The sequence below is a fragment of the Bradyrhizobium sp. MOS002 genome (genome assembly GCF_003020115.1).
Classification (GTDB): domain Bacteria; phylum Pseudomonadota; class Alphaproteobacteria; order Rhizobiales; family Xanthobacteraceae; genus Bradyrhizobium.
Map to the genome: position 1 here is coordinate 97,546 of NZ_PYFX01000004.1, position 11,519 is coordinate 109,064.

Annotated in this window: 14 protein-coding genes; 10 read left to right on the forward strand and 4 right to left on the reverse strand. The window is 64.8% G+C overall.

Annotated features, from left to right (window positions below; translation table 11 throughout):
• The first annotated feature begins 14 nt into the window (after positions 1-14).
• The 5 genes from C7G41_RS13350 (at position 15) to C7G41_RS13370 (ending at position 2,748) form a co-directional block, all read left to right on the forward strand.
• The gene (locus C7G41_RS13350) at positions 15-395 is read left to right on the forward strand and encodes a nuclear transport factor 2 family protein (protein ID WP_106943033.1); all 381 of its coding nucleotides are present in this window, start codon (positions 15-17) and stop codon (positions 393-395) included.
• Positions 396-656: 261 nt separating this feature from the next.
• Positions 657-1,130: a TerB family tellurite resistance protein gene (locus C7G41_RS13355; RefSeq protein WP_106943034.1), complete on the forward strand. Its 474-nt coding sequence runs from the start codon at positions 657-659 to the stop codon at positions 1,128-1,130.
• A 2-nt stretch (positions 1,131-1,132) separates the two neighbouring features.
• Positions 1,133-1,495 carry a hypothetical protein gene (locus tag C7G41_RS13360; RefSeq protein ID WP_106943035.1) on the forward strand — a complete coding sequence of 121 codons (363 nt, stop codon included), beginning with the start codon at positions 1,133-1,135 and terminating at the stop codon, positions 1,493-1,495.
• Entirely contained in the window at positions 1,492-2,130 is a 639-nt protein-coding gene (locus C7G41_RS13365; RefSeq protein ID WP_106943036.1) for a TerC family protein, read from the forward strand. Before C7G41_RS13360 ends, C7G41_RS13365 begins: the two co-directional genes overlap by 4 nt.
• A 33-nt stretch (positions 2,131-2,163) precedes the next feature.
• Positions 2,164-2,748, forward strand: a complete 585-nt coding sequence (locus C7G41_RS13370) for a TIGR00645 family protein (protein WP_106943037.1) — start codon at positions 2,164-2,166, stop codon at positions 2,746-2,748.
• A 37-nt stretch (positions 2,749-2,785) separates the two neighbouring features.
• Here C7G41_RS13370 and C7G41_RS13375 read toward each other — a convergent pair whose 3' ends face one another.
• The gene (locus C7G41_RS13375; RefSeq protein WP_106943038.1) at positions 2,786-3,733 is read right to left on the reverse strand and encodes a helix-turn-helix domain-containing protein; all 948 of its coding nucleotides are present in this window, start codon (positions 3,731-3,733) and stop codon (positions 2,786-2,788) included.
• Between the two features lie 92 nt (positions 3,734-3,825).
• Positions 3,826-4,767: a LysR family transcriptional regulator gene (locus tag C7G41_RS13380; RefSeq protein WP_106943039.1), complete on the reverse strand. Its 942-nt coding sequence runs from the start codon at positions 4,765-4,767 to the stop codon at positions 3,826-3,828.
• Between the two features lie 158 nt (positions 4,768-4,925).
• On the opposite strand from C7G41_RS13380, the gene C7G41_RS13385 reads away from it, so the two are divergent.
• A complete protein-coding gene (locus C7G41_RS13385) occupies positions 4,926-5,501 on the forward strand; it encodes a hypothetical protein (protein ID WP_199198354.1) in 576 nt (191 codons plus the stop codon).
• A 33-nt stretch (positions 5,502-5,534) separates the two neighbouring features.
• Here C7G41_RS13385 and C7G41_RS13390 read toward each other — a convergent pair whose 3' ends face one another.
• Positions 5,535-6,617 (reverse strand): substrate-binding domain-containing protein, encoded by a 1,083-nt coding sequence (locus tag C7G41_RS13390; protein ID WP_106943041.1) that lies wholly within the window; start codon positions 6,615-6,617, stop codon positions 5,535-5,537.
• Between the two features lie 112 nt (positions 6,618-6,729).
• On the opposite strand from C7G41_RS13390, the gene C7G41_RS13395 reads away from it, so the two are divergent.
• Together C7G41_RS13395 and C7G41_RS13400 are read left to right on the forward strand one after the other, a co-directional pair.
• The gene (locus tag C7G41_RS13395) at positions 6,730-8,214 is read left to right on the forward strand and encodes an aldehyde dehydrogenase family protein (protein WP_199198431.1); all 1,485 of its coding nucleotides are present in this window, start codon (positions 6,730-6,732) and stop codon (positions 8,212-8,214) included.
• Positions 8,215-8,401: 187 nt separating this feature from the next.
• On the forward strand, positions 8,402-8,665 hold the full coding sequence (locus C7G41_RS13400) for a hypothetical protein (RefSeq protein WP_106943043.1): 264 nt from the start codon (positions 8,402-8,404) through the stop codon (positions 8,663-8,665).
• A gap of 7 nt (positions 8,666-8,672) precedes the next feature.
• Here the strand turns inward: C7G41_RS13400 and C7G41_RS13405 are convergent, their stop codons facing one another.
• Positions 8,673-9,569: an alpha/beta fold hydrolase gene (locus tag C7G41_RS13405; protein WP_106943044.1), complete on the reverse strand. Its 897-nt coding sequence runs from the start codon at positions 9,567-9,569 to the stop codon at positions 8,673-8,675.
• 184 nt (positions 9,570-9,753) lie between these two features.
• Between C7G41_RS13405 and C7G41_RS13410 the strand changes: the two genes are divergently transcribed.
• Both C7G41_RS13410 and C7G41_RS13415 read left to right on the forward strand, forming a co-directional pair.
• Positions 9,754-11,142, forward strand: coding sequence for a class II 3-deoxy-7-phosphoheptulonate synthase (locus C7G41_RS13410; RefSeq protein WP_106943045.1), 1,389 nt, complete (start codon positions 9,754-9,756; stop codon positions 11,140-11,142).
• A 4-nt stretch (positions 11,143-11,146) separates the two neighbouring features.
• The gene (locus tag C7G41_RS13415) at positions 11,147-11,500 is read left to right on the forward strand and encodes a diacylglycerol kinase (RefSeq protein ID WP_018459355.1); all 354 of its coding nucleotides are present in this window, start codon (positions 11,147-11,149) and stop codon (positions 11,498-11,500) included.
• The last annotated feature ends 19 nt before the right edge of the window (positions 11,501-11,519 follow it).

The window sequence follows — 11,519 nt, forward strand, 5'->3', positions numbered from 1 at the left end:
CACGGGAGATCACGATGGATGATCAGGGCAAGCTGGCCGCGCTCCAGCGCCATTGGGACGCTTCGGATGCGAACGATTTCGAGGCCGAGCACGACATCTATCGCGAGGACGCGGTGCTCGACTATCCGCAATCCGGCGAGCGCCTCCGCGGTCGCAGCAACATCCAGCAGAGCCGGTTCGTGCAGCCGAACAAGAAGCGCTTCACGGTTCGGCGAATCGTCGGCGGCAACGATCTCTGGGTGAGCGAATTCGTGCTGACCTATGACGGGGTGCCGTCTTACGTGGTGAGCATCATGGAATTCCGCGACGGCCTGGTGGCGCACGAGACGCAGTATTTCGGCGACAAGTTCGAGCCGTCGCCCTCGCGGGCGCATCTTGTCGAGCGGGTGGGGTAATACACGGAACCCGATGCGGCGGCTGGTCGCAGTCTCGTCGCCTTGATTCCGACGGCCCCACCTTTATGTGTGGAAGGAACAAGAATCCGGGCCCCTCTGGCGAGGACGCCGACGCTGTCGGCAAAACCTCGTGATGTCGGATGACCTGTCCCGCGCGAATGCGATGGATCGGCCGATCGTCGGGCCTTCTTGAGAGTCTCTCCGACCCAATCGTCCCCATCGCAGCTCCGTGCGGTCATTTCGCAAGATAAGGGAGCAACGATGTCTGACGCCAAGCATTCAAATCCGATCGCAATCGAGATCACCGAGCCGTCCAGCCTGAACGAGCAGGCTGCGGTGGCGCTGGTGATCGTCGGCGCGCTGGTTGCGGTTGCCGACCGCCAAGTTTCGCCGGTCGAACGGGACGAGGTCGTCCGGTTCATCCGGGATCGCAAGCTGGCACCGCACATCCCGGACGACCGGCTCTACGCGATGTTCGACGAGCTTGCCGAACGACTTGAGGAGCCGGATTTCGCCAATGTGGTGATCGACCATTTGCGCCCGGTTTCGGACCTGCCGCTGTCGTCTCACCTCATCGAACTGTCGGAGCGTGTCGCGGCCGCGGACGAGGACGTGCATCCCCACGAAGTGCAGGCGATCAAGCTGTTGCGCCTGCTGACGCTGGTGCTGCCGCGCGCAAAGCAGGTGGCGCCGCGTGCAGTGCGCGCCGAACAGCGCATCGCCGCCGAGGAGTAAGCATGAGCGCAGTTTCGGACGAGGATAAGACAGGGACTGCGGGCGCCGCCGGCCAGATGGCCGGCGGCGACCCGCGCCTCGACAAGCTCGTCCGCCGCCTGCCGCCGCGCATGGGCGACACCGTCACCTATCTGCTCAAGCCGTCCAGCCGCTGGGTGAGAATCCCTTCGGGCGCGCTGCTCATTGTCGGCGGCGTGCTCTCCTTTCTGCCGGTGCTCGGCGTCTGGATGCTCCCGCTCGGCCTCGCTTTGCTCGCGGAAGACGTGCCCGCGCTGCGCTCCTCGCGCGGCAAGGTTCTCGATTGGGTCGAGCGGAAGAAGCCGCAATGGCTCGATCCGTCCGCACCGAAAAATGATCAATCATGACTGAATTCATCACCACCGAAGCGCTGACCGCGCTGCTTCAGGTCGTCCTGATCGACCTCGTGCTCGCCGGCGACAACGCCGTCGTCATCGGCCTTGCCGCAGCCGGCCTCCCGGCAGAGCAGCGCCGGCGCGCCATCGTCGTCGGCATCATTGCCGCCACCGCCCTGCGCATCGTCTTTGCCGGCGTCGCGACCCAGCTTCTGCAAGTGATCGGGCTGTTGCTCGCCGGCGGCGTGTTGCTGCTCTGGGTGTGCTGGAAGATGTGGCGGGAGCTGCGCGAGCAGGCCGCGCATGCGAACGAGCTTGCGTTCAGCCATGGCGGCGGCGGAAGCGCTGCTTCTGCCTCCCGAAAGACCTTCAGGCAGGCGGCCGTGCAGATCGTCGCCGCCGACGTCTCGATGTCGCTCGACAACGTGCTCGCGGTCGCGGGCGCCGCGCGCGAGCATCCCTACATCCTCGCCTTCGGCCTGTTATTGTCGGTCGCGCTGATGGGCGTCGCCGCCGATTTGCTCGGCCGCGTGCTCCAGAAGCAGCGCTGGATCGGCTATGTCGGCCTCGCCATCATCGTTTACGTCGCCTTCGAGATGATCTATCGCGGGTCGCTCGAGCTCGCGCCTGTGATCGCGAGTCTCTGAGGCAACGTGCCTGTCCATCATCCGGAGTAATCAATGACGTCCGAACCCAAAGCACCTTCGGCGGTTTCCGTGCCGGCGCCGCAAATCGGCGCGTTCGCCCAGCTCATCTTTGGCTCGCGCTGGCTGCAGGTTCCGCTTTATGTCGGCCTGATCGTCGCGCAGGCCGTCTATGTGCTGCTGTTCCTGAAGGAGCTCTGGCACCTGGTCGTGCACTCGTTCGACGCCAGCGAGCAGCAGATCATGCTGGTCGTGCTCGGGCTGATCGACGTCGTGATGATCTCGAACCTGCTGGTGATGGTGATCGTCGGCGGTTACGAGACCTTCGTCTCGCGCCTGAACCTCAGCGGTCATCCGGACGAGCCGGAATGGCTTAGCCACGTCAATGCCAGCGTGCTCAAGATCAAGCTTGCGATGGCGATCATCGGCATCTCCTCGATCTCGCTGCTGCGGACCTTCATCGAGGCGGGCAATCTCGGCACGACGCGCAGCAATTTCACCGAGAGCGGCGTGATGTGGCAGGTGCTCATCCACCTGACCTTCATCATCTCCGCGATCGGCATCGCCTGGGTCGACCGCCTCAGCGATAGCGGCCAGCGCAAGGGAGCCGGCCACGGCTGAGCGTGACCGACGGCCTTTCAAAGGCCGAAAGCCGCGCTCAGGGACGTCGGCCCCGCGCCAGCGTCTCGGAGGGTGTCTCGCCGAACGCCAATCTGTAGCCGCGCGAGAAGTCACCAAGATGCCAGAAGCCGTTGCCGAGTGCTGCGGCCTTGACGCTCATGCCGCCGCCTCCGACCATGAGCTGGATGCGGGCGGACCACAGCCGCTTGAGACGCAGATAGTGGTGCAGGCTTACGCCGTGCACTGCATGCGCGGCGGTCTGGAGCGTACGCACCGATACGCCGAGCGCAGAGGCGAGGTCGTCACTGTAGAGTGCCCTGCTGCCGGACCACACGACCATTTCGTCGAGGCGCGCGATCAGCTTGCGGTGCTTGGCGAGCGATCCGTGTGGCGCGGCCAGCCCGCCTGCCGGCGCCAGGGCGTCGTCGAGACAGGCGAGCAGCGTCTCCTGGATCGGTCGGTTGAGCCCCTCGAACTGCCGGGGATCGTTGCACGCCGAGGCCAGCGAGAACATCTCCAGGATGGCGGTGCGCAAGCGCGTCATCGGATCGTCCTGCGCGCGAACATATGCGAGGCCCGTGTCGAAATCGGTCCAGCCGCGATGACGCATGTCAGAATTGAAGCGCAGCATCAGGTAAGTGTTGGGATGATGCTCGATCGCGTTGACGGGGGCTTTGCCGCGCATGACGGCAATCGTTGAACTATCGACCTCGCGGCCATTGGCTATGGAATGAAAGGTGAAGGGGACAACGAGGCCGACGCCGTTGTCCGTACCGATCTCGGCCTCAAGCAGCCGCGCAAAGGAACGTTGGAGCACCAAGAGCCCGTCCTGAAGTGGCAGGATGGCGCGCGACAGCGAGAATTCCCGCGGACGGAGCGGCGTGCTGGTGCTGAGGCCGAGCACCTCGTTGGCGCGAAATTCGCCGAAGTCCGAGAAACGCTCGATGCCGAGGACTCGCGAAGGCTTCAGCCGACATAGCGGCATTTCGGGATCCTGGCGTGAGGGATGAGCCGCTGAATGCAAAGGGTACCAGATGGTCGACCATCGGCCCTATTCCGGGAGACTACTGCGACGCTTCATCGCGCAACTTGCGGATAGGCCGCATTTTCCCGCCGCTCGCGCTCGCCCAATTCGCGCACCAGCTCCTGGAGGAAGGATTCCGTGTAAGCGGGCAGGGTGCGCTCGGCGCGAACGTAGATGCCGAGGTCGGACCATACCGGGCTGCCGGCATTGTCGAGCGGCAGGAAGACGAGCCGGCTGTCGCGTGACAGCCTTCCGATGCCGAGCTGGGTCTGGAACGCGACGCCGACGCCGCGCGCGGCGAGCTCGCGCATCAGGTCGATCGAGTTGGCCTGGATCGCCGGCTCCGGCGTCTCGGACAGCTGCGCGATCAGCGGCTGGAGCAGATGGTAGATCGACAGCTCCGGCAGCGCGTGGATGACGGGAAAGGCGAGACATTGGGTCAGCGTGACCGTCTTGCCGCGCGCCAGCGGATGATCGCCCGCCACGACCGCGCCGAGGCGAAACCGTTTCAAGGCGACCTGGCGCAGATCCGGCGGATGGCGAAGCGCCATGGCGATGCCGATGTCGGCCTCGCCGCGGCTCAGGGCCTCCAGCACATCCGACGATCCCTTCACCTCGGTGGTGAAGCTGACGCGCCGGGCCCGGCCGCGATGGGAGGCGATCAGGTCGGGCAGCACCGACTCCGTGAGCGACTCGATGCAGGCAATGCTGACGGTGCCGTGCCAGGTCCCCGACAGGGACGCGACGTCCGAGCGGAACCGGTCGAGGTCCTGGAGCACGTTCATGACGTGCCGGGCCAGCATCTCCCCGACGGTCGTCAGTGTCAGGCCGCGCGCATTGCGCTCGAACAATGGTGACCCAACCTCTTGTTCAAGCTTGAGAATCTGACGGCTTACGGCCGACGAGGCAACGTTCAACAGGCGCGCAGCGGCGCGGATCGAGCCGGTGCGGCGGACGGCGTGGAAGTACTGGATGGCCGGTGAGTGAAAGCGCATGGGACCTCCGGCTGGACTATAGCTGTTGCCGAAACGGCATCAACATGTACGAAACTCTGTGCTTTTCGAGCACGCTCCTGCCGCCTAGGTTCGCAGCCGGCTTGGCCGGTCCCGCCGGACCGTCATGCCATGCGCAACGAGGCGCCAGGGGATCCGGGGTGGACGAGAACATTGTTTGCGAGGTCGCGCGGGAGACCGGCCTGGTCGATCGCCGTCGCGCGGCGGCCTATGTCGGCGTGACCGCCGGACGCTTCGAGCAGCTGGTGCGCGACAACGTCGTGCCTGCGCCTGTCATGGTGGACAACAAGCGGCGCTGGCCGCTCGCGTTGCTCGACGTCGCGAAGGACGCGGTTGTCAGCAGCAGCATGCCCTGCCTGCCGCAGCTGACGGTCGAGATTGCGCAGGACGCGCGTCCCTGCGAACGGGCCCCGGCACCGGCCTCGCACGAACTGCCGGACCAGGCCTGGTTCGAGCAGCGCGCGCGGTTCGTTCAGCGCGTGCGCCGGTCGCTGCTGTCGGGCAACGAGATCCGTCTCTTACGCGAGTTCAAGCTGCTCAGGCAGAACCAGATCAGCATGTTCGGCTATTACGGCAGCTTCGAAGCCCTGATGGTGCGCGGCTACATCGTCGAGCTCGCGCGAAAGCCGCCGTCGAGCCGTCCGCTGGTGACGTATCGCCTGACCGCGCAGGGCGAGCGGGTCCTGTCGGCGCTGAAGGACGAGCCGGCGATCTGACCGGCCCGGACAAGGCGACGGCATCCTTCGGCATCATCGCACGGCATGCATCTCCAGAAACGCCTTCACGCCGGTGACGGTGCCCGTGTCCGACGGCACATAGCCGGGTAGCGTCGCGACAGCCGCGCGAAAATCGGCGCTGCGGATGATCTCCAGGATGCGCTGCATCGGCCCGGTGTCCAGGAACGCGCGCTTGCAGACGAAGAAATAATCCTCGGTCAGGAGCCGGATGAAATCGAGGCCGAAATGCCGGGCGGCGGCTTCGACGCCGAAACTCGCATCAGCCATGCCGCTCGCGACATAGGCTGCGACCGCGGCGTGGGTGAATTCGATCTGTTGCGCGCCGTTGATGCGGCTCTCGTCAATTCCGCTTGCCGCGAGCAGTTGGTCGAACAGAAGCCGCGTGCCGGAATCGTGGTCGCGGTTGACGAAGCGGACTTTTGGTCCGGTGAGATCATCAAGCGAAGAGATGCGCAGCGGATTGCCGCGCGCGACCATCAATCCCATTTCGCGTGTGACGAAGCTGATGATGCGATCCTCGCGCGGATCGAGCCATTCGCGCGCAGCCTTGATGCCCTGGGCGCGTAGCGCGCCGTGCGGCAGGTGCAGGCCGGAGAGATCGCAGGCCCCCTGCGCCAGCGAGACCAGCGAATGCTGGTTGCTGACATAGCGCAGATCGACGCCGATGCCCGGCTCGCGGTCGAGGAATTCGCGCAGTTTTGCGACCGCAAAGCCGTGGCTGGCATGCACGCGGATCACGGACGGGCGCTGCTCGAGGAACGGCTTGATCTCGCTCGCCAGCTCTTGCGCCAGATTCTCCAGCTGAGGTCCGAGCCGGGCCTGCATGCGCTCGCCAGCCCACACCAGTCGCTCGCCGAACGGCGTGAGTTTCGAGCCCTTGCCGCGCTGGGTTTCCACCAGCGGCGTGCCGAAGAACTCCGACCATTGCTCGATCAGATTCCAGACGTGACGATAGGAGAGATGCGCGTCCTTCGCCGCGCTGGTGATCTTCCCGGTTCTCCTGATCTCGTTGAGGACGCCGAGCATGATGATGGCGGTGCGCGGATTGCCCGCGCGGCGAAACCGCCAGACGGTCTCGATCTCGATCTGAAGCATTGGTATCCTTATGAACTGTACTTCATATGGTAGCCGTCCATTTGCAGTCCATATCATATTTACTCCGGCCAATCGACGCCTAGTCTGGCATACCAGAACTGGAGGAAATATGATGTCTGTTGCATATGACTTTGCACACTCGCCGGCCACTGAGTTCATGTCCCGGCCACAGCATCTGCTGATCGACGGCCGCCGCATCCCCGCGGGCTCCGGACGCACCTTCAAGTCGCTCAATCCGGCCACCGGGCAGGTCATCGCCGTCGTCGCCGAAGGCAACGAGACCGACGTCGAGCATGCCGTCGCGGCCGCGCGCCGGGCTTTCGAAGGCCCCTGGCGCACGATGCGGGCGTCCGAGCGCGGCCAGATCCTGCTGCGCTGGGCAGATCTGCTCAAGGCTCACGCCGAGGAGATCATCGAACTCGAGTCGATCGATGCGGGCAAGCCGATCACCGCGACATCGCGGCAGGATTTTCCGGCCGCGGTCGACACGCTGATCTACTACGCCGGTTGGGCCGACAAGATCAGCGGCGACGTCGTGCCCGTGCGGGATGATGCCCTGACCTACACCGTGCGCGAGCCGGTCGGCGTGGTCGCGGCGATCGTGCCCTGGAATTTCCCGCTGATGATCGGGATGTGGAAGCTCGCGCCGGCGCTGGCCTGCGGCTGCACCATCGTGATGAAGCCGGCTGAGCTGACCTCGCTGTCGGCGCTGCGCATCGCCGAGCTCGCGCTTGAGGCCGGCCTGCCGGCGGGCGTCTTCAATGTCGTCACTGGCCCCGGCCGCGTCGTAGGCGACGCGCTGGTCAATCACCCCGATGTCGACAAGGTCACCTTCACCGGCTCTCCCGGTGTGGGGCGGGGTATCATGAAGGGCGCCGCAAGCAACTTCAAGCGCGTCTCGCTCGAGCTGGGCGGCAAGTCGGCCAACGTCATTTTCGACGATGCCGATCTCGAAGCTGCATCGAAAGCTGCCGCTTCCGGCATCTTCTTCAATGCTGGCCAGGTCTGCTCGGCCGGCTCTCGCGTGCTGGTGCAGGAGAAGGCCTATGACGAGGTCGTCGAGCGACTGGCGGCGCGCGCAAAGTCACTCAGGATCGGCGACCCGCTCGACCGCAGGACGACGCTCGGCCCCGTCATATCCGAAAAGCAGATGAAGTCGGTGCTCGACTATGTCGACATCGGCCGGAAGGAGGGAGCGACCCTCGTCACCGGTGGCGAGAAGGTGGGCGATCGCGGCTACTTCATCAGCCCCGCCGTGTTCGCGAATGTCGCCCACGAGATGCGAATCTCGCAGGAGGAGATCTTTGGTCCCGTCGTCAGCGTCATCAAGTTCAAGGACGAGGCCGACGCTTTGCGGATTGCCAACGGCACGGCTTACAGCCTCGCCGCCGGCGTCTGGAGCCGCGACATCGGCAAGCTGCAGCGCTTTGCCAAGCGGGCGCGCGCGGGCACGGTCTGGATGAACACCTATGGCTATACCGACGTGCGCCTGCCCTGGGGCGGCGAGCGCGACTCCGGCCTCGGCCGCGAGCACGGCACCGCCGCGCTCGACAATTTCACGGAGCCCAAGGCTGTCTGGATGAATCTGGCCGTTTGATACCTCCCGAGCGGCCAAGCCTGGAGCCCGCCTGACCACCCGTGCAGGCGGGCTCTTTTTTCAAGATCGATAAAATTGTCTGCATTCCGCTCAGCGACGGCAAACCCTGCGGACAAGAACCATGCGGCCTTAAACCCCGGCTTTGGAACCGGCGTGCATTCTGCCTGCAACAGGGTGGGGCATCAGCATGTCAGTTCTCAGGGAGGTCGTCGTCGCGGTCGCGGGAGTCTACGCACTTCTGTTCGCGTGCGACGCAATGTTCGGGATCGGCGAGGCGCGCTTCGACGACGCCTATTACAGCGCCAGCTTCTACGCGCCGCGGCCGAAGGAGTTTCGTTTCGCCGGCGATACACCGCCGGCCGTCCGCGTCAGCGAGGCGTTTGCGCAATTCGCGGCGGGCCAAGCCAAGCCGAACAAGCGCTATTCGTCGCTGACCACGATCCTCCGGTAAGCGCCGTCTACTCTCCCTGGATCCATTCCGCGACGCCGCGCCACAATGTGTCGCGGTGGTCGGGGCGGAAGAAGCCGAAATGGCCGATCGCCTTGGCGCCGACGTCGGACGGCTTCACGTTGAGCACCTCCGGCTTGATCGCGGTGAATCCGCTCGCAAGCAGCTCGACCGCGGGCCGCGTTGCCCAGGGATCGTCGGAGAAGCAGAGTGTGCGCAACTCACCCTTGAACCTGGCGAAATTCTCCAGCGCCGGCAGCTTTGAATCGAAGAGATAACGGGGGCTCGAGACCCACTCGGCCCATTGCAGGAAGACGCCCTTGGGCAAATCCTCGCCGATGCCGGCCCAGCCCGGTGCGTAACCGAGCGCGTGGACGAGCGGCACGCCGACAAAATTCATGAAGGCGAAGACGCGGTATTTTTCCGGCGACGTCATCAGCCGCCAGGTCGCCGCCTGCGAGGCCACGAACGCGGCGCGCGAAATGTCCGTGTTGTTCGCGATCAGCCCTAGGGCCTGGCCGCCGAAGGAATGCCCGACATAGGCCAAGGGCAGGGTATTGTAGCGCTCGCGCATCCAGTGCACTGCGGCGGTGACGTCGAGCGCGGCCCAGTCCGACATCGAAGCCTTGAAGCCGACCAGAGATTTCGGCTGGTTGTAGCCGACCATGGCCGGCAGCCGGGAGTCGCCGATGCCGCGATAGTCGTAGGTCAGGACCGCGCAGCCGCGATGGGCGAGATAGGAGGCAAAGCCGCGATAGATTTTTCGCGGGACGGCGGTCGCCGAATTGACCAACACGGCATGACGTTTGGTGCCGCGCGGCAGGAATAGCGTGCCGGTCAGCGCATACCCGTCGGTCGCCGGGAAGCTGATCTCGTCGATGAAAACGTCGTCCAGTGCCACGTCCATGGGCCGAAGGTATTTTGCCAATTTCCAAGCCGTTCCCAGCAAATGCGAATTTGGCTTTCCCCGCAAGGCTTTGCAGTGCCAGACGGATTTACAACTGGCGGCCGGTGGCCAGCCTGTGTATAAGGCGACCCTCGCAACCCATGCACAGATCAGGTTGTGCTTTTTGCTTCACGGAGAGATTGCGATGTCCGAGCGGTGGACGCCCGAGTCCTGGCGCAGCAAGCCGGTGCTACAGGTGCCCGATTATCCCGACGCCAAGGCCTTGGCCGACGTCGAGGCGCAGCTTGCGACCTTTCCGCCGCTGGTGTTCGCGGGCGAGGCGCGCAATCTGAAGAAGGCCTTAGCGCGGGTCGCGGCCGGTGAGGCCTTCCTGCTGCAGGGCGGCGACTGCGCCGAGAGCTTTGCCGAGCACGGCGCCAACAACATCCGCGACTTCTTTCGCGTGCTGCTTCAGATGGCGGTGGTGCTGACCTATGCCGGCGCCGTCCCGGTGGTGAAGGTCGGGCGCGTCGCCGGCCAGTTCGCAAAACCCCGGTCCTCGCCGATGGAGAAGATCGACGGTGTCGAGCTGCCGAGCTATCGCGGCGACATCGTCAACGACATCGCCTTCACCAAGCAAGCGCGCGTCCCTGATCCGCAGCGTCAACTGATGGCCTATCGCCAGTCGGCCGCGACGCTGAACCTGCTGCGTGCGTTCGCCACCGGCGGCTACGCCAATCTCGGCAGCGTGCATCAGTGGATGCTCGGCTTCCTCAAGGATAGTCCGCAGTCCCGCCGCTACAAGGAATTGGCCGACCGCATCTCCGATGCGCTCAATTTCATGCGCGCCTGCGGCCTCGATCTCGAGGCCCATCCCGAGCTGCGCGCCACCGATTTCTACACCAGCCACGAGGCCCTGCTGCTCGGCTACGAGCAGGCCATGACCCGCGTCGATTCCACGACTGGCGACTGGTACGCGACCTCGGGCCACATGATCTGGATCGGCGACCGCACCCGCCAGCTCGACCACGGCCATATCGAATATTTCCGCGGCATCAAGAATCCGATCGGGCTCAAATGCGGCCCGTCGCTCAAGCCAGACGAGCTGCTGAAGCTGATCGACGTGCTCAATCCCGACAACGAGCCGGGCCGGCTGACGCTGATCGGCCGCTTCGGCTCCGACAAGATCGGCGAGCACCTGCCGAACATGATCCGCGCCGTGAAGCGCGAGGGCAAAGTGGTGGTCTGGTCGTGCGATCCCATGCACGGCAACACCATCACCTCGACGTCGGGCTACAAGACGCGGCCGTTCGACCGCATCCTGTCCGAGGTGAAGTCGTTCTTCGCGATCCACGCCGCGGAAGGCACCCATGCCGGCGGCGTGCATCTGGAGATGACCGGCCAGGACGTCACCGAGTGCCTCGGCGGCGCCCGTGCGATCACCGACGAGGATCTCAACGACCGCTATCACACGGTCTGTGATCCCCGGCTCAACGCCGAGCAATCCATCGACATGGCTTTCTTGGTCGCAGAACTGCTCAAGCAGGAACGTGCCGGCAAGGTCAGGCCGATGCCGGCCGCAGCGGGGCTCTGAGACCTTGCTGCGAATCTGGAAGGCCACGATCAATTCCCGTAACGGTCTGGCCTTTGCGTTCCGCTCGGAGCAGGCCGTCCGCGAGGAGATCGTTGCGCTCCTCTTGTCGTTGCCGCTTGCGTGGTTCGTCGGCGCGACCGCGATGCGCGCGGTCGAGCTGATCTGCGCGGTCGCGTTCGTGCTGGTAGTCGAGCTGCTCAATACTGCGATCGAGAAGCTTGCCGACCGGCTGACCATGGATCACGACAAGCAGATCGGACGGGTCAAGGACATGGGGTCGGCCGCGGTCGGTGTTGCGCTCCTGATGGCCGGCGCGTTCTGGATCATCGCCATCATCGAGCGATTGGGATTTCTCTAGAGCGCTGATCGCGCTTTAG

Bases quoted from the DNA above. Each gene is read 5' to 3' on its own strand.
- C7G41_RS13350 (WP_106943033.1), top strand. From the start codon at position 15: ATGGATGATCAGGGCAAGCTGGCCGCGCTCCAGCGCCATTGGGACGCT.
- C7G41_RS13355 (WP_106943034.1), top strand. From the start codon at position 657: ATGTCTGACGCCAAGCATTCAAATCCGATCGCAATCGAGATCACCGAG.
- C7G41_RS13360 (WP_106943035.1), top strand. From the start codon at position 1,133: ATGAGCGCAGTTTCGGACGAGGATAAGACAGGGACTGCGGGCGCCGCC.
- C7G41_RS13365 (WP_106943036.1), top strand. From the start codon at position 1,492: ATGACTGAATTCATCACCACCGAAGCGCTGACCGCGCTGCTTCAGGTC.
- C7G41_RS13370 (WP_106943037.1), top strand. From the start codon at position 2,164: ATGACGTCCGAACCCAAAGCACCTTCGGCGGTTTCCGTGCCGGCGCCG.
- C7G41_RS13375 (WP_106943038.1), bottom strand. From the start codon at position 3,733: ATGCCGCTATGTCGGCTGAAGCCTTCGCGAGTCCTCGGCATCGAGCGT.
- C7G41_RS13380 (WP_106943039.1), bottom strand. From the start codon at position 4,767: ATGCGCTTTCACTCACCGGCCATCCAGTACTTCCACGCCGTCCGCCGC.
- C7G41_RS13390 (WP_106943041.1), bottom strand. From the start codon at position 6,617: ATGCTTCAGATCGAGATCGAGACCGTCTGGCGGTTTCGCCGCGCGGGC.
- C7G41_RS13395 (WP_199198431.1), top strand. From the start codon at position 6,730: ATGTCTGTTGCATATGACTTTGCACACTCGCCGGCCACTGAGTTCATG.
- C7G41_RS13400 (WP_106943043.1), top strand. From the start codon at position 8,402: ATGTCAGTTCTCAGGGAGGTCGTCGTCGCGGTCGCGGGAGTCTACGCA.
- C7G41_RS13405 (WP_106943044.1), bottom strand. From the start codon at position 9,569: ATGGACGTGGCACTGGACGACGTTTTCATCGACGAGATCAGCTTCCCG.
- C7G41_RS13410 (WP_106943045.1), top strand. From the start codon at position 9,754: ATGTCCGAGCGGTGGACGCCCGAGTCCTGGCGCAGCAAGCCGGTGCTA.